This window comes from Serratia sp. 201 (assembly GCF_037027545.1).
Lineage (GTDB): Bacteria > Pseudomonadota > Gammaproteobacteria > Enterobacterales > Enterobacteriaceae > Serratia > Serratia bockelmannii.
Genome location: NZ_JAXCHC010000005.1, coordinates 1 through 20,393, shown reverse-complemented (window position 1 = coordinate 20,393; position 20,393 = coordinate 1). Strand labels below are relative to the sequence as shown.

18 protein-coding genes are annotated in these 20,393 nt (G+C 58.5%); 8 read left to right on the top strand and 10 right to left on the bottom strand.

All coding sequences use genetic code 11. From position 1 onward, the window contains the following. The 6 genes from atpB to asnC all read right to left on the bottom strand — a co-directional run bounded on the left by atpB (nucleotide 1) and on the right by asnC (nucleotide 5,854). The gene (atpB, locus tag WA302_RS21735) at nucleotides 1-777 is read right to left on the bottom strand and encodes a F0F1 ATP synthase subunit A (RefSeq protein ID WP_025304740.1); all 777 of its coding nucleotides are present in this window, start codon (nucleotides 775-777) and stop codon (nucleotides 1-3) included. A 22-nt stretch (nucleotides 778-799) separates the two neighbouring features. Continuing rightward, a complete protein-coding gene (atpI, locus tag WA302_RS21730) occupies nucleotides 800-1,183 on the bottom strand; it encodes a F0F1 ATP synthase subunit I (protein WP_025304739.1) in 384 nt (127 codons plus the stop codon). Nucleotides 1,184-1,822: 639 nt separating this feature from the next. Next, nucleotides 1,823-2,443: a 16S rRNA (guanine(527)-N(7))-methyltransferase RsmG gene (rsmG, locus tag WA302_RS21725; RefSeq protein WP_025304738.1), complete on the bottom strand. Its 621-nt coding sequence runs from the start codon at nucleotides 2,441-2,443 to the stop codon at nucleotides 1,823-1,825. A 138-nt stretch (nucleotides 2,444-2,581) separates the two neighbouring features. Continuing rightward, nucleotides 2,582-4,471 carry a tRNA uridine-5-carboxymethylaminomethyl(34) synthesis enzyme MnmG gene (gene mnmG / locus WA302_RS21720; protein WP_089181460.1) on the bottom strand — a complete coding sequence of 630 codons (1,890 nt, stop codon included), beginning with the start codon at nucleotides 4,469-4,471 and terminating at the stop codon, nucleotides 2,582-2,584. 380 nt (nucleotides 4,472-4,851) lie between these two features. Then, nucleotides 4,852-5,292 (bottom strand): FMN-binding protein MioC, encoded by a 441-nt coding sequence (mioC, locus tag WA302_RS21715; protein ID WP_025304736.1) that lies wholly within the window; start codon nucleotides 5,290-5,292, stop codon nucleotides 4,852-4,854. Nucleotides 5,293-5,392: 100 nt separating this feature from the next. Continuing rightward, nucleotides 5,393-5,854: a transcriptional regulator AsnC gene (asnC, locus tag WA302_RS21710; protein WP_004933786.1), complete on the bottom strand. Its 462-nt coding sequence runs from the start codon at nucleotides 5,852-5,854 to the stop codon at nucleotides 5,393-5,395. 155 nt (nucleotides 5,855-6,009) lie between these two features. Between asnC and asnA the strand changes: the two genes are divergently transcribed. Then, nucleotides 6,010-7,002: an aspartate--ammonia ligase gene (gene asnA / locus WA302_RS21705; protein WP_099816899.1), complete on the top strand. Its 993-nt coding sequence runs from the start codon at nucleotides 6,010-6,012 to the stop codon at nucleotides 7,000-7,002. Between the two features lie 4 nt (nucleotides 7,003-7,006). Here the strand turns inward: asnA and viaA are convergent, their stop codons facing one another. Together viaA and ravA are read right to left on the bottom strand one after the other, a co-directional pair. Further along, nucleotides 7,007-8,470, bottom strand: a complete 1,464-nt coding sequence (gene viaA, locus WA302_RS21700; RefSeq protein ID WP_336064731.1) for an ATPase RavA stimulator ViaA — start codon at nucleotides 8,468-8,470, stop codon at nucleotides 7,007-7,009. Between the two features lie 2 nt (nucleotides 8,471-8,472). Then, nucleotides 8,473-9,981, bottom strand: coding sequence for an ATPase RavA (gene ravA / locus WA302_RS21695; RefSeq protein ID WP_025304733.1), 1,509 nt, complete (start codon nucleotides 9,979-9,981; stop codon nucleotides 8,473-8,475). A 283-nt stretch (nucleotides 9,982-10,264) separates the two neighbouring features. Between ravA and kup the strand changes: the two genes are divergently transcribed. The 7 genes from kup to rbsR all read left to right on the top strand — a co-directional run bounded on the left by kup (nucleotide 10,265) and on the right by rbsR (nucleotide 18,117). Beyond that, nucleotides 10,265-12,133: a low affinity potassium transporter Kup gene (gene kup / locus WA302_RS21690; RefSeq protein WP_015379467.1), complete on the top strand. Its 1,869-nt coding sequence runs from the start codon at nucleotides 10,265-10,267 to the stop codon at nucleotides 12,131-12,133. Between the two features lie 170 nt (nucleotides 12,134-12,303). After that, nucleotides 12,304-12,723: a D-ribose pyranase gene (gene rbsD, locus WA302_RS21685; RefSeq protein WP_049295016.1), complete on the top strand. Its 420-nt coding sequence runs from the start codon at nucleotides 12,304-12,306 to the stop codon at nucleotides 12,721-12,723. Nucleotides 12,724-12,730: 7 nt separating this feature from the next. Beyond that, entirely contained in the window at nucleotides 12,731-14,236 is a 1,506-nt protein-coding gene (gene rbsA / locus WA302_RS21680) for a ribose ABC transporter ATP-binding protein RbsA (protein WP_025304731.1), read from the top strand. A gap of 6 nt (nucleotides 14,237-14,242) precedes the next feature. Continuing rightward, a complete protein-coding gene (gene rbsC, locus WA302_RS21675) occupies nucleotides 14,243-15,211 on the top strand; it encodes a ribose ABC transporter permease (RefSeq protein ID WP_025304730.1) in 969 nt (322 codons plus the stop codon). A 24-nt stretch (nucleotides 15,212-15,235) separates the two neighbouring features. Beyond that, nucleotides 15,236-16,123 carry a ribose ABC transporter substrate-binding protein RbsB gene (rbsB, locus tag WA302_RS21670; RefSeq protein WP_025304729.1) on the top strand — a complete coding sequence of 296 codons (888 nt, stop codon included), beginning with the start codon at nucleotides 15,236-15,238 and terminating at the stop codon, nucleotides 16,121-16,123. A gap of 61 nt (nucleotides 16,124-16,184) precedes the next feature. Next, a complete protein-coding gene (gene rbsK, locus WA302_RS21665; protein ID WP_099816896.1) occupies nucleotides 16,185-17,111 on the top strand; it encodes a ribokinase in 927 nt (308 codons plus the stop codon). Between the two features lie 4 nt (nucleotides 17,112-17,115). Next, on the top strand, nucleotides 17,116-18,117 hold the full coding sequence (gene rbsR / locus WA302_RS21660; protein ID WP_025304727.1) for a ribose operon transcriptional repressor RbsR: 1,002 nt from the start codon (nucleotides 17,116-17,118) through the stop codon (nucleotides 18,115-18,117). Here rbsR and mdtD read toward each other — a convergent pair. Further along, on the bottom strand, nucleotides 18,114-19,529 hold the full coding sequence (mdtD, locus tag WA302_RS21655; protein ID WP_099816895.1) for a multidrug transporter subunit MdtD: 1,416 nt from the start codon (nucleotides 19,527-19,529) through the stop codon (nucleotides 18,114-18,116). The genes rbsR and mdtD overlap by 4 nt on opposite strands. A gap of 67 nt (nucleotides 19,530-19,596) precedes the next feature. After that, nucleotides 19,597-20,286: a FadR/GntR family transcriptional regulator gene (locus WA302_RS21650; protein ID WP_033652336.1), complete on the bottom strand. Its 690-nt coding sequence runs from the start codon at nucleotides 20,284-20,286 to the stop codon at nucleotides 19,597-19,599. Nucleotides 20,287-20,393 lie beyond the last annotated feature (107 nt).

The window sequence follows — 20,393 nt, the reverse complement described above, 5'->3', positions numbered from 1 at the left end:
TCAGTGCTCTTCAGACGCCATCGACAGATAGACGATCGTCAGAACCATGAAAATAAAGGCTTGAAGCGTAATGATCAGGATGTGGAAGATAGCCCAAGGCAAGCTCAGGACCCACTGTGACCACCACGGCAACAGGCCGGCAATCAGGATGAAGATCAACTCACCCGCATACATGTTGCCGAACAGTCGCAGACCCAGTGAAACAGGTTTGGACAGCAGGCTGACACCTTCAAGAATCAGGTTGATAGGAATGAATACAGGGTGGTTGAACGGCTGCATGGTCAACTCTTTAACGAACCCGCCAACGCCTTTCATTTTGATGCTATAGAACAGAATCAGGATAAACACGCCCAGCGCCATAGACAGCGTGACGTTCACGTCAGCGGTAGGCACCACGCGCAGCGCAGGCAGACCGAGATGCGCCCCGATGAACGGCAGGAAGTCTACCGGAATCAGGTCCATCAGGTTCATCAGGAACACCCAGACGAACACGGTCAGCGCCAACGGCGCAATCACCTTGCTCTTGCCGTGGTACATGTCGCGCACGCTGCTGTCGACGAAACCAACCACCAGCTCCACGGCGGTTTGCAGTTTACCCGGCACGCCGCTGGTGGCGTTTTTAGCCACTTTGCGGAAAATCACCAGGAACAAAACCCCGAGGACGACGGAGAAAAACATCGAGTCGAGGTTAATCGACCAAAACCCAGTCCCGACCTGAAGCTGCGTCAGGTGGTGACCGATATACTCCTGTGGACTGTTGTATCCCTCTGCAGACATGATGCCTCTACCCTTTATTTAGTTAATTTCGGTAACTGTTAATCACGGCCGGTGCCACTATCTGCACCACTAACACCGCTAAATAGGTCAGGCCAAGCGGTATAAACTCCGCCTTGAACACCCCCAGCGCCACGATCAGCAAAACGATGGTGATCACGACCTTTAGCCCCTCGCCGATGGCGAACGACCAGGCAACCCTACCGGGCGCCGGCGTTTGCGCCTGATGGCGCAAGGCAAACAGCATAAACATTGCACTCGGCAACCAGGCGGCGAGACCGCCTGCCAGCGCCGAAGCGCTCCATTCCGGGCTTTTCAGCCAGAAAGCAACGCTGATCAGAACAAAAGTCATTAACTGCAAAAACAGCAGTTTGCGTGCGACTTTCCCGCTGTAAAGGGACACAGACATGACGTTTGTTCTCTCCGTACCCCTGAGGGGGTATGCTGAGTGACGTATACAACTGTTTTTGCTGTCCTGAGTCAAGCAGCAAAAAACGAGCAAATTATACGGGGCATACCAACGAATTCAATCGATAAGTAGCGAAAAGGTGAACAATTATTTAAATTTCCCTATTCCAGCCTATTTTCACAAGAAAACGGTCGGAATAATAGGACGCATTTAATTGTCTGATTATTCCAGCGTTGCGTTTAGAAACGCGAAGCCGATCACAGTAATACCCCTTCCTGATTTATAGCCGATGGTCAACCAAACCGTCTTTAGCAATTTGAGCGATCAAAAGATTATATAAATCAAAACATTATCAGTTAACTGTTCAAAAACAATCCGTATACCCGACGAAAACCTTTTATTGACAAGCAGCGAGGCAATATTCCAACAGCCAATTAACATTAGCAGCAAAGGCCAATCTTTCGCACATGATTGCTAACGTGACTATTTCCAAATGCAATTACTCTATTGTCGCTAATTAGCCGCGTTTTTTGTGTTAATAGAAAGTAAATTAACTAAAAAAAGCGACCAATTAATTAGCCTGCTTATCTTTACGCTTAGTACTACCTTTAATTCACGCTTGTTTGATCAAAAACAAACTCAGTTTGCCTTAAGCACCACCAGATGGCGTTCACCTTCCAATTCAGGCACCTGAAGCCGCACGATGGATTCCAGGCTGACGCCTTCCGGCAAGTGCGCCAGTTCTTCATCCGGGCGCACGCCTTTCAACGCGTAAAAACGCCCCTGCCCTTTCGCCGGCAGGTGATGACACCAGGACAGCATATCCTGCAACGAAGCGAACGCCCGGCTTATCACGCCGTCGAACGGCGGCTCGGCGGGGAACGCTTCGACGCGGCTCTGCACCGGCTCGATATTGTTCAGACCCAGCTCATGCTGCACCTGGCGCAGGAAACGCACGCGCTTGCCCAGGCTGTCGAGCAGCGTGAAATGCGCGTCCGGGCGCACGATCGCCAGCGGAATGCCCGGTAAACCGGGGCCGGTGCCGACATCGATGAAACGCGAGCCTTGCAGATGCGGGTTGACCACGATGCTGTCGAGAATGTGGCGCACCAGCATTTGCTGCGGATCGCGCACCGACGTGAGGTTATAAGCCTTGTTCCACTTATCCAGCATGCCGACATAGCCCAGCAGCTGCTGTTTCTGCTGATCGGGCAGCTCAATGCCAGCTGCCGCAAGCAGCGAGTCTAATTTTTTTTGCACAACGGATCCTCTGGCAGGCGCTGAACGACCAGCGGATGGTTAGCTGGCGCAATGAGGCGACTATGATAATTCAGGGCGCAAGTGATGTCAGCGGCCGTTTGGCTACGGGATGAACAAACGGCCGCCTGGATGCAAGATTTATGCGCTGCGGCGCAGCAGTCCCTGCTTTTTCAGCCAGATCAGCAAAATCGAGATCGCCGCCGGCGTAATGCCGGAGATGCGCGAAGCCTGGCCGATGGAGTTCGGTTTGTGATCGTTCAACTTGGCGATCACCTCGTTCGACAGTCCCGAAACCTGACGGTAGTCGAGATCCAACGGCAGCAAGGTATTCTCGTTGCGCTGCTGTTTTTCGATCTCTTCCTGCTGACGAGCGATGTAGCCCTCGTATTTGACCTGGATCTCGACCTGTTCAGCCGCTTGTACGTCGCCCAGCGGCGGCGCGAAGGCGTCGGTGCCGGTTAACTGCGCGTAATCCATCTCCGGACGGCGCAGCAGCTCTTCGCCGTTCGCTTCACGCGACAGCGGCGCTTTCAGCAGCGCATTGACCTGTTCGACGTTCTCGGCGTGCGGGTGCATCCAGATGTCGCGCAGGCGCTGGCGTTCGCGTTCGATTCGCTCCAACTTCTCGCTGTAACGTGCCCAACGCACGTCGTCCACCAGGCCCAGTTCACGGCCTTTTTCCGTCAGGCGGAGATCGGCGTTGTCTTCGCGCAGCATCAGACGATACTCGGCGCGTGAGGTAAACATGCGGTACGGCTCTTTGGTGCCGAGGGTGCTGAGATCGTCCACCAGCACGCCCAGGTAAGCCTGATCGCGACGTGGCGCCCAGCCTTCTTGTTCGTCGGCGAAGCGCCCGGCGTTTAAACCGGCCAGCAGGCCCTGCGCAGCGGCTTCTTCATACCCGGTGGTGCCGTTGATCTGACCGGCGAAGAACAGCCCCTGAATGAATTTGCTTTCCAGCGTCGGCTTCAGATCGCGTGGATCGAAGAAATCGTACTCGATAGCATAACCAGGGCGAATAATACGCGCGTTTTGCATTCCTTCCATCGAACGGACGATCTGCATCTGCACGTCGAACGGCAGGCTGGTGGAAATCCCGTTAGGGTAAATCTCGTTGCTGGTCAGGCCTTCCGGCTCGAGGAAGATCTGGTGCGCATTGCGATCGGCAAAGCGCATGACCTTGTCTTCGATCGACGGGCAGTAACGTGGGCCGATCCCTTCGATGATCCCGGCATACATCGGGCTGCGATCGAGGTTATTGCGGATCACGTCATGGGTTTTTTCATTGGTGTGGGTGATGTAGCACGCCATTTGTTCCGGGTGTTGGCTGGCATCGCCCAGGAACGAAAATACCGGTACCGGCGTATCGCCGTGTTGCGGCGCCAGTACGCTGAAATCGATAGTGCGGGCGTCGATGCGCGGTGGCGTACCGGTTTTCAAGCGGTTAACGCGCAGCGGCAGTTCTCGCAAACGTTGCGACAGCGAGATCGAAGGTGGATCCCCGGCGCGGCCGCCGCTGTAGTTTTCCAGACCGATATGGATCTTGCCATCCAGGAAGGTGCCTACGGTCAATACCACCGCCTTGGCGCGGAATTTCAGGCCCATTTGGGTGACGGCGCCGACTACGCGATCGTTTTCGACGATCAGATCCTCAACAGGTTGTTGGAAGATCATCAGGTTGGGCTGGTTCTCCAACGCGGTACGGATCGCCTGGCGATACAGTACGCGATCCGCCTGAGCGCGTGTGGCACGAACGGCTGGGCCTTTGCTGGCGTTTAGTATCCTAAACTGGATGCCGGCGTGGTCGATCGCCGTCGCCATCAGGCCGCCGAGTGCATCAATTTCCTTAACCAGATGCCCTTTACCAATACCGCCAATCGCCGGGTTACAGGACATCTGTCCCAGCGTATCGATATTGTGTGTCAATAATAAAGTCTGACGTCCCATGCGTGCCGCGGCCATGGCGGCCTCGGTACCTGCATGGCCACCACCGATGATGATGACGTCAAATTGATCTGGATAAAACATGGAACTGCACCTCGCCGTATTGCGAACGATCGTATTTGCCCTGGGGTCGGGGATTCTACTCAAGTTTAGACGATCGACCAAGTGGTCAGGATCGTCGGTAATTAAAAGAAGATCTTTTTTATTTAAAGATCTCTTTATTAGATCTCTTATTAGGATCGCGATCCTCTGTGGATAAGTGACTATTCACGATGAAGATCAGCGGATTAAGGAGGATCGTTTGCTGTGAATGATCGGTGATCCCGACGCAGATAAGCTGGGATCTAAAAGGCTTGTTATGCACAGGACAAAAAGCGCACTACGGTTGTTATTGGGATAACTACGGCTTTTACCCTGCTTTTAAGCTTAGTTATCCACAATCGTTCGCGCGATCTTTAGACGAATTAGAGTAAATTAATCCAGGTTTTTACCCATTCCTCGGCCGGATCCTCGGGAATTTCATGCTCGGTCACGTCGATCTCGAGACGATCGCCGATCCTTTTAGCGCCTCTGGCGATCAACAGATCGTCGATCTGTTTGATCGCGCCGCAGAAGGTGTCGTATTCCGAACTGCCCAAACCGACGGCGCCGAACTGCACCTCGGAAAGATCCGGCTGCTGCTCTGCGATCTGTTCCAACAGCGGCTGAAGGTTATCCGGCAGTTCGCCGGCGCCGTGCGTGGAAGAGACCACCAGCCAGCGGCCGGTCAACGGCAGTTCATCCAGTTCAGGGCCGTGCAGCATCTCGGTAGAGAAACCCGCGTCTTCCAGCTTTTCAGCCAAATGTTCAGCCACGTATTCGGCGCTGCCAAGCGTACTGCCACTGATCAGAGTAATGTCTGCCATGAACCAACGATCCCAACCTTCTCACTCAAAGTGGCTGCATTGTACGCTGTGAATCGGCTGGGATCTACCTGTGGATAATGTGGGTATGCAATTTGGCGGGTTACGGCACGATGGTGCGCATAATGGGGTTCTGCAGCGAGATCAGCGTTTCGGTAGACTGGATCTCGTCGATGGTCTGGATCTTGTTGATAAGTACCTGTTGCAACGCGTCGATCGATCGGCACATTACCTTAATAAAGACGCTGTAGTGGCCGGTGGTGTAATAGGCTTCTACCACTTCTTCCAGGCTTTCCAGCTTCTTCAGGGCCGAAGGGTAGTCCTTGGCGCTCTTTAATATGATGCCGATAAAGCAGCACACGTCGTAGCCCAGTTGTTTGGGGCTGACGTCGATGCGCGCGCCGGTGATGATCCCGGCCTGTTTCATCTTCTCCACCCGCACATGAATGGTGCCGGGGCTGACGGCGAAGTTTTTCGCCAGTTCGGCGTACGGTGTGCGCGCATTGTCCATCAGGGCGTTGAGGATGCCGCGATCGAGATTATCGATCTGATAAATTTCCGCCATTTAATCCCCCATTAATTAACGATTGTTGAATTCTGTCCGGGTAAAAATGAACGATTAAAAGTGAAAAGGCAATATTGATTAATGGATATTGAATTGACGTGTCATTTTGTTGCTTAATCGATGTCAACAGAGACAGGTTTACAAGAGATACGGCAATGAAAAAACAGTTTATCCAAAAACAACAACAAATCAGCCAGGTCAAATCCTTCTTCTCCCGCCAGCTGGAGCAACAGCTCGGCCTGATCGAAGTGCAAGCGCCGATCCTCAGCCGTTTGGGCGACGGCACGCAGGATAACCTCTCCGGCAGCGAGAAAGCGGTGCAGGTTAAGGTCAAAACTCTGCCTGACGCCACCTTCGAAGTGGTGCATTCACTGGCGAAATGGAAACGCAAAACCCTGGGCAGCTACGATTTCGGCGCCGGCGAGGGCCTGTATACCCATATGAAGGCGCTGCGCCCGGATGAGGACCGCCTGACGCCAATCCACTCGGTGTACGTCGATCAGTGGGACTGGGAGCGGGTGATGGGCGACGGTGAGCGCAGCCTGGACTACCTGAAAAGCACCGTGCGCAGCATTTACGCCGCGATCAAGGCGACGGAAGCGGAAGTCAGCCGTGAGCATGGCCTGACCCCGTTCCTGCCGGAACAGATCCACTTCGTACACAGCGAAACCCTGCTGCAGCGCTATCCGGATCTGGACGCCAAAGGGCGTGAGCGGGCGATCGCCAAAGAATTGGGCGCGGTGTTCCTGATCGGCATCGGTGGCAAGCTGTCGCACGGCAAATCGCACGATGTGCGGGCGCCGGATTATGATGACTGGACCACGCCGGCGACGGATGGACTGGCGGGCCTGAACGGCGATATCGTGGTGTGGAACCCGGTGCTGCAGGACGCTTTCGAGCTGTCTTCCATGGGCATCCGCGTCGACGCCACGGCGCTGAAACATCAGCTGGCGCTGACCGGCGATGAAGAACGCATGAAGCTGGAATGGCACCAGTCGCTGTTGCGCGGCGATATGCCGCAGACCATCGGCGGCGGCATCGGTCAGTCGCGTTTGGTGATGCTGCTGTTGCAGCTGTCGCATATCGGCCAGGTGCAGTGCGGCGTGTGGTCGCCGGAAGTGCGCGGGGCGGTCGAAGGCCTGCTCTAACCGCCTAGCGCCGCCAGCGGCGCATCAAACGGCTTTTCAGCCCGGTATCGAAGCGCCAGATATGATCGAAGATGCGCATGATGCCGGGTTTGCCGTAGGCGGACATCGCCACCGCATGGAAACGCTGCTGGTGGCTTTGCTGCTGTTGTTTCACCTTCTTTATTACCTCCTCCGGCAACCGCTGGGCGATAAAATCGGAAATGATCACCGCATCGGCGTCGAACCAGCCGCTCTCCGCCATTTTGGTGACGGTGGCGTTCAAGCAGGCCGCCAGATCGGTGCCGCCGCGAAACTGCTGACCGAGAAAACGCACGGCCTGCTCGATGCCGCTGGCGGTGGTGAGCTCGTAATGCACGATCTGGTTGGCGAACAGCATGATGTAGCAGCGGCGGTTGTCCGCCAGCGCAATGCGCAGCAGCGCCAGACAGAACGCCTTGGCGCACTGTTCGTTGAAGCCGCCCATCGATCCTGAGGTGTCCACGCAGACGATAAACGGCCCGCGCGGCTGCTGATCCTGCTGCTGGTGGGTGACCTGACGGATCAGGATCTGTTCCTGCCAGACGTCGCCCTGCAGACGGTAGCTCAGCAGTCGCTTTTCCAACAGACGGCGATAAAACTCGAATTCCAGCTCTTCAATCCCCAGCGTCGCCAGCTCCGGCGGCAGCAGACGCAGGATGTCGTCGCTCTGATGAATGCCGCTCACTTCTTCCGGCAGCGTGGCCGGCACCTGCACCATGACCCTGAACGGCTCCGGCTGCGCGTCCTGTTGCTGCACCGCCTTGGCCTGATAGCTGCGGCCCAGCTGCTGCGCCAGCTTTTTCAGCTCCGGCTGCTGCTGCAAAAAGTTGCCATACTCCACCAGCCGCTGGTAATCGCCGCGCTGCAGCTGGCCTTTGCTCATGTCCCACAGCCTGCCGGCGGCGGTGTCGTTTTCCGACAGCAGCGGCTCCAGCGCGCCGCTCAGCGCCAGGCGCTCCTGCAGTTCCGCCATCAGCTGCTCGCGCTCTTGTTCCAGCAACTGGTGGTGCAGCATAGTGGCCTGCAGCGTCAGGCTGATGCGCCAGCGCTGCAAGAACAGGGTTTGGAAGCTGTCGTCCAGCGGGTGATTGGGCAGATCGGCGGCGTCCACCAGCGCGCGTGCCTGTTCATAAAACGGCGAGACCAGCTGACGCAGAAGCTCCATCGTGTCATTGAGGTTGTGATAGAACTGGGTGTTGTTCTCCAGCTGGCACTGCTGGTAGCGGTAAAACTCCTGCGCCAGCGCCGGCGGCACCATAGCCTCCTGCAGACGCTCCTTGAGCTGCAGTTTCCAGCGTGGCAGATCGCGATCCAGCGCCCGGCGAAGGGCCGGAAACTTTTTAAAGAACACCGACAGCTGCGGCGCCGCCAGCATGCCGACGATCATCTCCTCGATCATCTCGCCTTCGGTGATCGCCAGAAGCAGATCGAGCGTCTCCAGACTGAGCATGGTTACTGGCCGCGCATTTGCTGCTGTTGCTGTTTAACCTGTTCCGCCACTTGCAGCAGACTGGCTTCGATCTTGGCCAGGCCAGCGGCAGGCGTGAACAGACAGGGCTGATGTTGGCTGAAGGCGCGGCGCTGCTCCGCCAGGCGCTGGGCCAACGCGTCCATTTCATCCAGCAGCGCCTGCGGCGTGGCGGTGGCCTGTTTGCCCGGCAGCGCCAGCAGCGAAGGCTGGCGGCTGACGTCCAGCACCGTCAGGTGCAGTTGGTCATCGACGTCCAAATCGATCGGCTGCGCGAAGCCAATGCCGTTCAGCTTGGCGCGCACGTCGCCGCCTTTTTGCAGCCAGTTATCCAGCACGCTGCTCTCAATGCTCAGATGGTTGACCTGAATGTCATGCAGCTGCAGCGGTTTTTGCAGCAGCAGGGTGAGGGTGCCGCCGGCGAACGGCGTGGCCGGCGCATATTGCGGTTTGCGGCTGAACATGCCGCCCTTTTTCACCAGGCTGATGGCCTGCCGATCGCTTTGCTGCTGCTGGTCCTGCAGCCAGCGGGTATGGATCTGTTGCAACTGGATCAGCATCGACTGCTGCTGATAGGCCGACTCGGTCAGCAGCTGATCGATCTGCTGTTGCAGCAGCTTCAGCGAGGTGAGATCGTGCCACAGGCAGTCTTTCAATAGCATCAGGTCGAGCGGGGCGATGGCATCGCGCCCGCTGAAGAAGGCGCAGGCCTGCAGCAGACGCAGGGCTTTTTTCCAGCGCCGATCGGAGACGTATGGCGCCTGCTCCAGCGCGTCCAGCCGCTGACGCAGCTGGAAAATCAGCTCAAAGCAGGCTTCCGGCAGCGCCACCTTGTCGATCTGCGGCTGCCACTGCAGAAACTCTTCGTCGCTGATGCTCAGCGCCGCCGGCACCGGGTTTTGGCTTTCGCTCTGGCGGTTGACCAGCAGCGAGCGGAAATTCTGTTTATCCTGCACCTTGTCCAGCCACAGGCGGATAAGCATGCGGTCATATAAGGCTTCGAGGCTGTTGTCCGCTTCGGGCAGTTCGTTGGAGGCGGTGACCAGCAGGCGCAGCGGGATCGGTTCTTCGCTGTTGCCGTTGCGAAAGCGCCGTTCGTTGATCGCCGTCAGCAGGGTGTTGAGGATCGCCGGGCCGGCCTTCCAGATCTCGTCCAGAAACACGATCTCCGCTTCCGGCAGATAGCCGGCGGTCAGACGCTGATAGCGCCCTTCGTCTTTCAGCGCCTGAATCGAGAGCGGGCCGAAGACCTCTTCCGGCGTGGAAAAGCGCGTCATCAGGTATTCAAAGGAGCGGGCGTTGCGGAAGGCAAACTTCAGCCGGCGCGCGATCAGGCTCTTGGCGATGCCGGGCGGGCCGAGCAAGAATACGCTTTCGCCGCTCAGCGCCGCCAGCAGGCACAGGCGGATTGCCTCTTGCCGCTCATAGAGGCCGCTCTCCAGCGCGCTGCTGAGGCGGGAAATTCGTTCTGCCAGAAGGGATGATGGCGTCATATAATCGTCGTATTGTCCGAGAGTTAGCCAATCTTGGTCGATAATTCGATGATAAACCACCATTATTTTTAATGGTATAGCTTATTGATTAGTAAAATTTTTCTCAGTTGAGTCGGATATCCGGTTCACATTTTGTTTATTTTTCGGCTCTGATATAAGGGTAGGCAAGCCGTATAAATGGTGCATACTGTGCGGCTTTCTGGTGGGCGTGACGGATCTTTGAGCCCGTATTTTGCCTGATGCGGATGCATCGCTAACGGATGTTCTGATAAAGAAACGAATTATGAGCGCAGAGCATAAGCAGTCCCTATCGGCGGTAACCCTGGCTGCCATCGGCGTGGTCTACGGTGATATCGGCACCAGTCCTCTCTATACGTTGAGAGAGTGTTTCTCCGGCCATTACGGCTTCGATGTTCGTCCAGACGTGGTTTTCGGCTTCCTGTCGCTGATTTTCTGGATGCTGATCGTGATCGTTTCCCTCAAATATCTTACCTACGTGATGCGGGCGGACAACGCCGGCGAAGGCGGCATTTTGACGCTGATGTCGCTGGCCGGGCGAAATACCTCGGCGCGCACCACCGCAGTGCTGGTGATACTGGGCCTGATCGGCGGCAGCTTCTTCTATGGCGAGGTGGTGATCACCCCGGCGATCTCGGTGATGTCGGCGATAGAGGGGTTGGAAATCGCCGCGCCTGCGCTCGACGCCTATATCGTCCCGCTCTCGATTCTGGTGCTGACCCTGCTGTTCGTTATCCAAAAACACGGCACCGGCAGCGTCGGCAAGCTGTTCGCCCCGGTAATGCTGCTGTGGTTCATCGTGTTGGCGGTGCTGGGCGCGCGCAGCATCATTTCGAACCCGGAAGTGCTGCAGGCGCTGAATCCCAAATGGGCGCTCAACTTCTTTATGGAATATAAGAAGGTGTCGTTCTTCGCGCTGGGGGCGGTGGTGCTGTCCATCACCGGCGTCGAGGCGCTGTATGCCGATATGGGGCACTTCGGCAAGTTCCCGATCCGCCTGGCCTGGTTCACCGTGGTGCTGCCTTCGCTGGTGCTCAATTACTTCGGCCAGGGGGCGCTGCTGCTGAAAAACCCTGAGGCGATCAAAAACCCGTTCTTCCTGCTGGCGCCCGACTGGGCGCTGATCCCGCTGCTGATTTTGGCGACTCTGGCGACGGTTATCGCTTCGCAGGCGGTGATTTCCGGCGTCTTCTCGCTGACCCGCCAGGCGGTGCGCCTGGGGTATTTGTCGCCGATGCGCATCATTCACACCTCGGAAATGGAATCTGGCCAGATCTACATTCCGGTGATCAACTGGACGCTGTACATCTCGGTGGTGCTGGTGATCATCGGGTTCGAGCACTCCAGCAACCTGGCGGCGGCTTATGGCATCGCCGTCACCGGCACCATGGTGCTGACCAGCATTCTGGTCACTTCGGTGGCGATTAATAACTGGCACTGGAACCGCTTCCTGGCGATCGGCATCGTGACCATATTGCTGATCATCGACGTGCCGATGTTCTCCGCCAACGCCCTGAAGCTGTTCTCTGGCGGTTGGTTGCCGCTGACCTTGGCGCTGGTGATGTTCATCATTATGACTACCTGGAAGAGCGAGCGCTTCCGCCTGTTGCGCCGTCTGCATGAGCACGGCAACTCGCTGGAGGCGATGATCGCCTCGCTGGAGAAATCGCCGCCGGTACGGGTGCCGGGCACCGCGGTCTTCTTGTCGCGCGCCACCAATGTCATTCCTTTTGCGCTGTTGCATAACCTGAAACACAATAAGGTGCTGCATGAGCGCGTGGTGCTGCTGACGCTGCGCACCGAGGATGCGCCTTACGTGCACAACGTGCGCCGGGTGACCATCGAGCAGCTGTCGCCGACCTTCTGGCGGGTGGTGGCCAGCTACGGCTGGCGCGAAACGCCGAACGTGGAGGAAGTGTTCCACCGCTGCGGGCTGGAAGGGTTGCCGTGCCGCATGTCGGAGACGTCGTTCTTCATGTCCCATGAATCGCTGATCCTCACCAAGCGGCCATGGTACCTCTACCTGCGCGGCAAGCTGTTCGTCGCTCTGAGCCGCAACGCGCTGCGCGCGCCGGATCAGTTTGAGATCCCGCCGAACCGGGTCATCGAGCTCGGCACGCAGGTCGAGATCTAACCCACCTGACAGGGGTTCAGCATGGCTGAGCCCCTTTTGTTTGCGCTTTTTCCGCGCGCGAACGAAACGTTTCGATAGCGATCACACTTCTGCATTGTCCCGGTTGCCTTCCCCTGCCGTTTTTTTAAACTCCTCCAGAGAGCGAAACGTTTCGCTAGCGGAGTGAGAAGATGAAAAAAGGCGTATTACTGAATTCCGACGTGTCTGCCGTGATTGCCCGGCTGGGGCACACCGATCAGCTCACCTTGTGCGATGCGGGCCTGCCGATACCGGCGGCGACGCAGCGCATCGATCTAGCGCTGACGCAGGGCGTGCCGACCTTCATGCAGGTGTTCGCGGCGGTCACGCAAGAGATGCAGGTAGAAAACGCCATCCTGGCGGAAGAGATCGTGAAACAAAATCCGTCGCTCCACGAGGCATTGTTGGCTGAACTGACCGCACTGGGCCAACGCCAGGGCAATACCATCAGCGTGCGCTATATCAGCCATCAGGCGTTTAAAGCGCAAACCGAGCACAGCCGGGCGGTGATCCGCAGCGGAGAGTGTTCGCCTTACGCGAACGTGATCCTGTGCGGCGGCGTAACTTTCTGAGGCGCGTATGCAACCTTTACTGCAACTGAAAGGGATTGATAAAGCCTTTCCCGGCGTGAAGGCGCTTTCCGGCGCCGCCCTCAGCGTCTATCCCGGCAAGGTGATGGCGCTGGTGGGGGAAAACGGCGCCGGGAAGTCCACCATGATGAAAGTGCTGACCGGCATCTACCAGAAAGACGCCGGCAGTCAGTATTTTCTCGGTAAAGAGGTGGTATTCAACGGGCCTAAAGATTCGCAGGAAGCGGGCATCGGCATTATTCATCAGGAGCTGAACCTGATCCCGCAGCTGACGATTGCGGAAAACATCTTCCTCGGCCGCGAGTTCGTCAACCGTTTCGGCCGCATTGACTGGAAGCGCATGTACGCCGAGGCCGATCGCTTGTTGGCGCGCCTCAACCTGCGCTACAGCAGCCACCGGCTGGTGGGGGAGCTGTCGATCGGCGATCAGCAGATGGTGGAGATCGCCAAGGTACTGAGCTTCGAATCGAAAGTGATCATCATGGACGAACCGACCGATGCGCTGACCGACACCGAAACCGCCTCGCTGTTCAAGGTGATCAACGAGCTGAAGGCCGAAGGGCGCGGCATCGTTTATATCTCGCACCGCCTGAAAGAGATTTTTGAAATCTGCGACGACGTGACCGTGTTCCGCGACGGGCAGTTCATCGCTGAGCGGCCGGTGAGCGAGCTGCAGGAAGATTCGCTGATAGAGATGATGGTCGGCCGCAAGCTGGAAGAACAATACCCGCGCCTTGATTTGCCGCGCGGGGAAAAGCGGCTGGACGTCAGCCACCTTTCCGGACCCGGCGTTGAAGACGTCAGCTTTACGCTGTACCGCGGCGAGATCCTCGGCGTGGCCGGGCTGATGGGCGCCGGGCGCACTGAATTGATGAAGATCCTGTACGGCGCCGCGCCGCGTAAGGCCGGCACCGTCAGCCTGGACGGCCGCGACGTGGTCACCCACTCGCCGCAGGACGGGTTGGCGAACGGCATCGTCTATATCTCGGAAGACCGCAAGCGCGACGGCCTGGTGCTGGGCATGTCGGTGAAGGAAAACATGTCGCTGACCGCGCTGCGCTACTTCAGCCGCGCCGACGGCAGCCTGAAACAGGCCGACGAGCGGCAGGCGGTGGGGGATTTCATCCGCCTGTTCAATATCAAAACGCCGTCGATGGAGCAGCCGATCGGCCTGCTTTCCGGCGGCAACCAGCAAAAAGTGGCGATCGCCCGTGGTTTGATGACCCGGCCGAAAGTGCTGATCCTCGATGAGCCGACGCGCGGTGTCGACGTCGGGGCCAAAAAAGAGATCTATCAGTTAATCAACCAGTTCAAGCAGGAAGGGCTGAGCATCATTCTGGTGTCTTCGGAAATGCCGGAGGTGATGGGCATGAGCGATCGCATTCTGGTGATGCACGAAGGGCATCTCAGCGGCGAGTTCCCGATTGAACAGGCCACCCAGGAAGCGTTGATGGCGGCAGCCGTCGGCAAGCAATACGGCGTAAAGCAGGAGTAATCAGATATGAGTTCCCAGACTATCGCAGCCAAGCGCTGGTTCAGTAAAGAGTGGCTGTTAGAGCAGAAGTCGTTGATTGCGCTGCTGGTGCTGATCGCCGTGGTCTCTTCCATGAGCCCGAACTTCTTCACCCTGAACAACCTGTTCAATATTCTGCAGCAGACTTCGGTGAACGCCATCATGGCGGTGGGGATGACGCTGGTGATCCTCACGTCCGGCATCGATCTGTCGGTAGGATCGCTGTTGGCCCTGACCGGCGCGGTGGCGGCGTCGATCGTCGGCTTTGAGGTCAACGCGCTGGTGGCGGTGGCGGCGGCATTGGCGCTGGGCGCCGCGATTGGCGCCTGCACCGGGGTGATCGTCGCCAAAGGCAAAGTGCAGGCCTTTATCGCCACGCTGGTGATGATGCTGCTGCTGCGCGGCGTCACCATGGTGTACACCAACGGTAGCCCGGTCAATACCGGTTTCACCGACGTGGCCGACACCTTCGGCTGGTTCGGTATCGGCCGCCCGCTGGGCGTGCCTACACCGATCTGGATCATGGCGATCGTGTTCATCGCCGCCTGGTATATGCTGCACCATACGCGCCTGGGCCGCTATATTTATGCCCTGGGCGGCAACGAAGCAGCGACCCGCCTGTCCGGCATCAGCGTCGATAAAGTGAAGATTATCGTCTACTCGCTGTGCGGCCTGCTGGCGGCGCTGGCCGGGGTGATCGAAGTGGCGCGCCTGTCGTCGGCGCAGCCGACCGCCGGCACCGGCTATGAGCTGGACGCCATCGCCGCCGTGGTGCTGGGCGGCACCAGCCTGGCCGGCGGCAAGGGGCGCATCGTCGGCACGCTGATCGGGGCGCTGATCCTCGGCTTCCTGAACAACGGCCTGAATTTATTGGGTGTTTCTTCCTACTACCAAATGATCGTGAAGGCAGTGGTGATACTGCTGGCGGTTCTGGTAGATAACAAAAGCAACAAGTAACCTCCCCCTACAGGAATCACGATGATGAAAATGAAAAAACTGGCAACCTTAGCTTCCGCCATCGCGCTGAGCGCCACCCTGAGCGCCAATGCCATGGCCAAAGACACCATCGCGCTGGTGGTGTCCACCCTCAACAACCCGTTCTTCGTCTCGATGAAGGATGGGGCGCAGCAAGAGGCCAACAAGCTGGGCTACAACCTGGTGGTGCTGGATTCCCAGAACAACCCGGCGAAAGAGCTGGCCAACGTGCAGGATCTGATGGTGCGGGCGCCCAAGCTGCTGTTGATCAACCCGACCGACTCCGATGCGGTGGGTAACGCCATCAAGATGGCCAACCAGGCTAAGATCCCGGTCATCACGCTGGACCGCGTGGCGAGCAAGGGTGACGTGGTGAGCCACATCGCTTCGGATAACCGCGTGGGCGGCAAAATGGCCGGTGATTTCATCGCCAAGAAAGCGGGCGCCGATGCCAAGGTGATTCAGCTGGAAGGCATCGCCGGCACCTCTGCCGCGCGTGAACGCGGTGAAGGCTTCAAGCAGTCGCTGGATCAGAATAAATTCAAACTGTTGGCCAGTCAGCCGGCCGATTTCGATCGCACCAAGGGCCTGAACGTGATGCAGAACCTGCTGACCGCGCACCCGGATGTGCAGGCGGTGTTCGCCCAGAACGATGAAATGGCACTGGGTGCGCTGCGCGCGCTGCAAACCGCCGGTAAAACCGACGTGATCGTGGTAGGCTTCGACGGCACCGCTGACGGCGTGAAAGCGGTCGAAGGCGGCAAGCTGGCGGCGACGGTGGCGCAGCGTCCCGATCAGATCGGCGTGATCGGCGTGGAAACCGCCGATAAAGTGCTGAAAGGCGAAAAAGTGCCGGCGACCATCCCGGTCGATTTGAAACTGGTCACTCAGTAAGTCATACCAGCGCCATCGGAACGGGGCGTTTACGATGGCGCGCAATTCAGGAATCAATGCGATGGAAACAGGTAAGCTGGTGGTTCTTGGCAGCATCAATGCCGACCATATCCTCAATATTGAACAGTTCCCTCACCCGGGCGAAACGGTGATCGGGAAACAGTATAAGGTGGCGTTTGGCGGCAAGGGCGCGAATCAGGCGGTGGCGGCCGGGCGCAGCGGGGCGAAGATCGCCTTTATCGCCTGCGTGGGCGCCGACGATATCGGCGAACGTGTCCGCCGGCAGCTGGCGAGCGATCGCATTGATACCCAGCCGATTGAAGCCATCGCCGACAGCACCACCGGCGTGGCGCTGATCTTCGTCAACGCCGAAGGCGAGAACGTGATCGGCATTGATGCCGGCGCCAACGCCGCGGTGACGCCGGATTACCTGGCGCGCTACCAACAAAAAGTGATCGACGCCGATGCCCTGCTGATGCAGCTGGAGTCGCCGCTGGAGACGGTGATTGCCGCCGCCCGCCTGGCGAAGCAACATCACACGCAGGTGATCCTCAACCCGGCTCCGGCGCGCGAGCTACCTGACGAGCTGCTGGGCATGATCGATATGATCACCCCGAATGAAACCGAAGCCCAGCGCCTGACCGGCATCGCCGTGGACAACGACGTCGATGCGGCGCGTGCGGCGCAGGCGCTGCACGACAAGGGCATCGCGACGGTGATCATCACCCTCGGTAGCCGCGGCGTGTGGCTGAGCGAAAACGGCAACGGCAAATTGGTGCCCGGTTTCAAGGTGCAAGCGGTGGATACCATCGCCGCCGGCGATACCTTTAACGGCGCGCTGGTGACCGCCCTGCTGGAAGGCAAGGTCATGGCCGACGCGGTGCGTTTCGCCCATGCGGCGGCGGCGATCGCCGTGACCCGCCCCGGCGCGCAGCCTTCGGTGCCGTGGCGTGAAGAGATCGACGCCTTCTTGCAGCAGCAGGGGTGATCCTTTGGCCACCATGAAAGATGTCGCCCGCCTGGCGGGCGTTTCAACCTCTACCGTTTCGCATGTGGTCAACAACAATCGCTTTGTCAGCGACAGCGTGCGCGACAAGGTCATGGCGGCCGTGGAACAGCTGAACTATGCGCCTTCTGCGCTGGCGCGCAGCCTGAAGCTCAATCAGACGCGCACTATCGGCATGCTGGTGACCGCCAGCAACAACCCGTTTTATGCCGAAGTAGTGCGCGGCGTAGAGCGCAGCTGCTATGAACGCGGCTACAGCCTGATCCTGTGCAACACCGAAGAAGACGCCGCGCGCATGAACCGCAGCATGGAGACGCTGCTGCAAAAGCGCGTCGACGGTTTGCTGTTGATGTGCACCGAAAACCACCGGCCATCGCAAGATGCCCTGAGCCGCTACCCGTCATTGCCGATCGTGATGATGGACTGGGCGCCGTTCGAGGGCGCCAACGACATTATTCAGGATAACTCGCTGCTGGGCGGCGAGATGGCGACCGATCATTTGATCGCCCGCGGCTACCGCAAGATTGCCTGCATTGCTGGCCCGGAGGATAAAACCACCGCTCGTCACCGACTGGAAGGCTATCGCAACGCAATGCGTCGCGCCGGATTGCCGGTTTCGCCAGGGTATGAAGTGCATTGCGATTTTGAGTTTGAGGGCGGGGTAAACGCCATGCGCCAACTGCTGGCGCTGGACGAGCCGCCGCATGCGGTGTTCGCTGGCAACGACGCGGTGGCGGTAGGCGTTTATCAGGCGCTGTATCAGGCCGGGCTTTCCGTGCCGCAGGATATGGCGGTGATGGGCTACGATGACATTGAGTTGGCCCGTTATCTGGCGCCGCCGCTGAGCACCATTCATCAGCCGAAGGATTCGCTGGGCGAACTGGCGATCGATGCGCTGATCAACCGCCTGCAAAACCCGGAGCGCGCGCCCCAGGTGCTGGTGCTGACGCCCGAGCTGGTGGAACGCGCCTCGGTGGGCCGCCGTTAGCTCGCCACCTTCGCTTCTTTCTTGCTTTCCTGGCCGCTGATCAAATTGCGGCCATCTTTCCTTCTCAGCAACATAAACACCAGCGCCGACGCCACGGTGACGATCCCCATGGTGATAAAGGTGTAATGGAAGTGGTCGATCATGGTGCCTAACGACAGGGATTCGTAAAAACGCAGCACCGCTGCGCTGATCGCCACGCCGAAGCTGATGGACAGCTGCTGGGTGACCGCCAGGACGCTGTTGCCGGCGCTGGCGTTGGCGTCGTTCAAATCCGCCAGGCTGATGGTGTTCATGGCGGTAAACTGGGTGGACATCGCCATGCCCAGCACGAACAGCGGCAGGATCATTAGCCACAGCGGCATGCCCGGGCTTTGCAGGGCGAACTGGGCGATCAGCACTCCGATGATAACGGTAATGCCGACCAGCGTTTTACGGTAGCCGAACCAGCGCAGCACCTGAGTGACGGTGGATTTCGCCATCAGCGAGCCGATGGCGGTTGGCGCCATCATGCAACCGGCGACGATCGCCGTATAGCCGAATCCCACCTGCAGCATGAGCGGCATTAAAAATGGCACGCAGCCGGTGCCCAGCCTGGAGGCGACGTTGCCAGCGATACCGACCGAGAAGGTACGGGTTTTGAACAGGTCGAGACCGATCAGCGGCTGAGGGTGACGGCGGGCGTGCGCGATGTAGCCGAACAGCATCACAAAGCCGCTGAGCAGAATACCCAGCGAAACGTAGCTTGCCAGTACCCGCTCGCCAAACAGCTCCAGCCCGGTGGAGATCAGCACCAGGCTCAGGCCGAACAGCATGAAGCCAAGAAAATCGAAGCGGCGTTTGGGCGTAGTGAAGTCCGGCATGTATTTGCGCGCATAGAAGATGCCGAGCAGGCCGATAGGGATATTGATCAGGAAAATCCAGTGCCAGGTGGCGTAGGTGACCAGCCACCCGCCCAGCAGCGGCCCCAGAATCGGCCCGACCAGGCCGGGCATGGTGACGAAGTTCAGCACCGGCAGCAGTTCGCTGCGCGGGTAGGCGCGCAGCAGCGCCAACCGCGCGACCGGCATCATCATCGCGCCGCCGATGCCCTGCAGCACGCGAGAGGCGACCAGCGCGCTCAACGTGGGGGAGAGGGCGCACAGCAGCGAGCCGAGGGTGAATAGCGTGACGGCGAAGATGAACACGCGCCGGGTGCCGAAGCGGTCCGCCAGCCAGCCGCTGACCGGGATCAGCATTGCCACCGTCAGCGTGTAGCTGATGACGGCCGATTGCATCGCCAGCGGCGATCGCCCCAGGCTTTGGGCGATCGCCGGTAGCGCCGTGTTGAGGATGGTGGCGTCCAGCGCCTGCATAAAGAACGCCATTGCGGCGATCCACGGTAGCCCTGCCATACTGCGCGCGGATTGGGTCATGGTCGGTCCTGGTTAAATGGTCGTCTGTCCCTCGTCTCTTTCTTCTATATATAAGCGGGGAGCGTGTCTAGTCTTTCTCTTTCAGCAGCACCTGGCAGGCGACGAGCGCGCCGGCGCTGTCCCCGGCGAGTATCGCATCGACGATAGCCTGATGATGGCGCAGCTTAATGACTTCATTGCCGGTGATGGCGCGGAAGTAGCTTTGGTACACCGAACTGAACAGGTTGGCGAACGAGGTCAGGAACGGGTTGCCGCTGGCCTCATAGATGAGCTGGTGGAATTGGGTATCGACCTGGATCCAGCGCTCGCGGTCAAACTGGGTATGCAGCGCGCGCATTTCCGCCATCAGTTCCGCCAGCAGCTTGGTTTGCTGCGGGCTGGCGTGGTCTGCCGCCAACGCGCAGGCCTGTGGCTCCAGCGAGGTGCGCAAGATAAGGAAGTGTTGCATCACCTGATCGAAGTTTTCCCGCGTCATCCACCAGGTCAGTAAATCCTGATCGAGGAAATTCCATTGGCTCTGCGGCATCACGCGGGTGCCGATGCGCGGGCGCGGTAGCAACATGCCTTTGGCGGCTAACATCTTTACCGCTTCGCGTACTGCGGTGCGGCTGACGCCGAATTGCTCGCCCAGTTCCATTTCACCGGGCAGGATGCTGCCGGCCTGATAATCGCCCGCCAGAATTTGTTGGCCGAGTTTCTCTGCAAGCAGATAAGAAAGATTGCGTTGGGCGGCCTGTTGTTGTGCATTTAACGGCATGGCTGCGGGTCCTTACTGACATCGTTATTTCTATTTTACTCCAGCGATCGCCAGCTTTTATGGCTGTTTGCCTGAAAAAGTGACATAAATTCGTCGCTTTTTCGCCC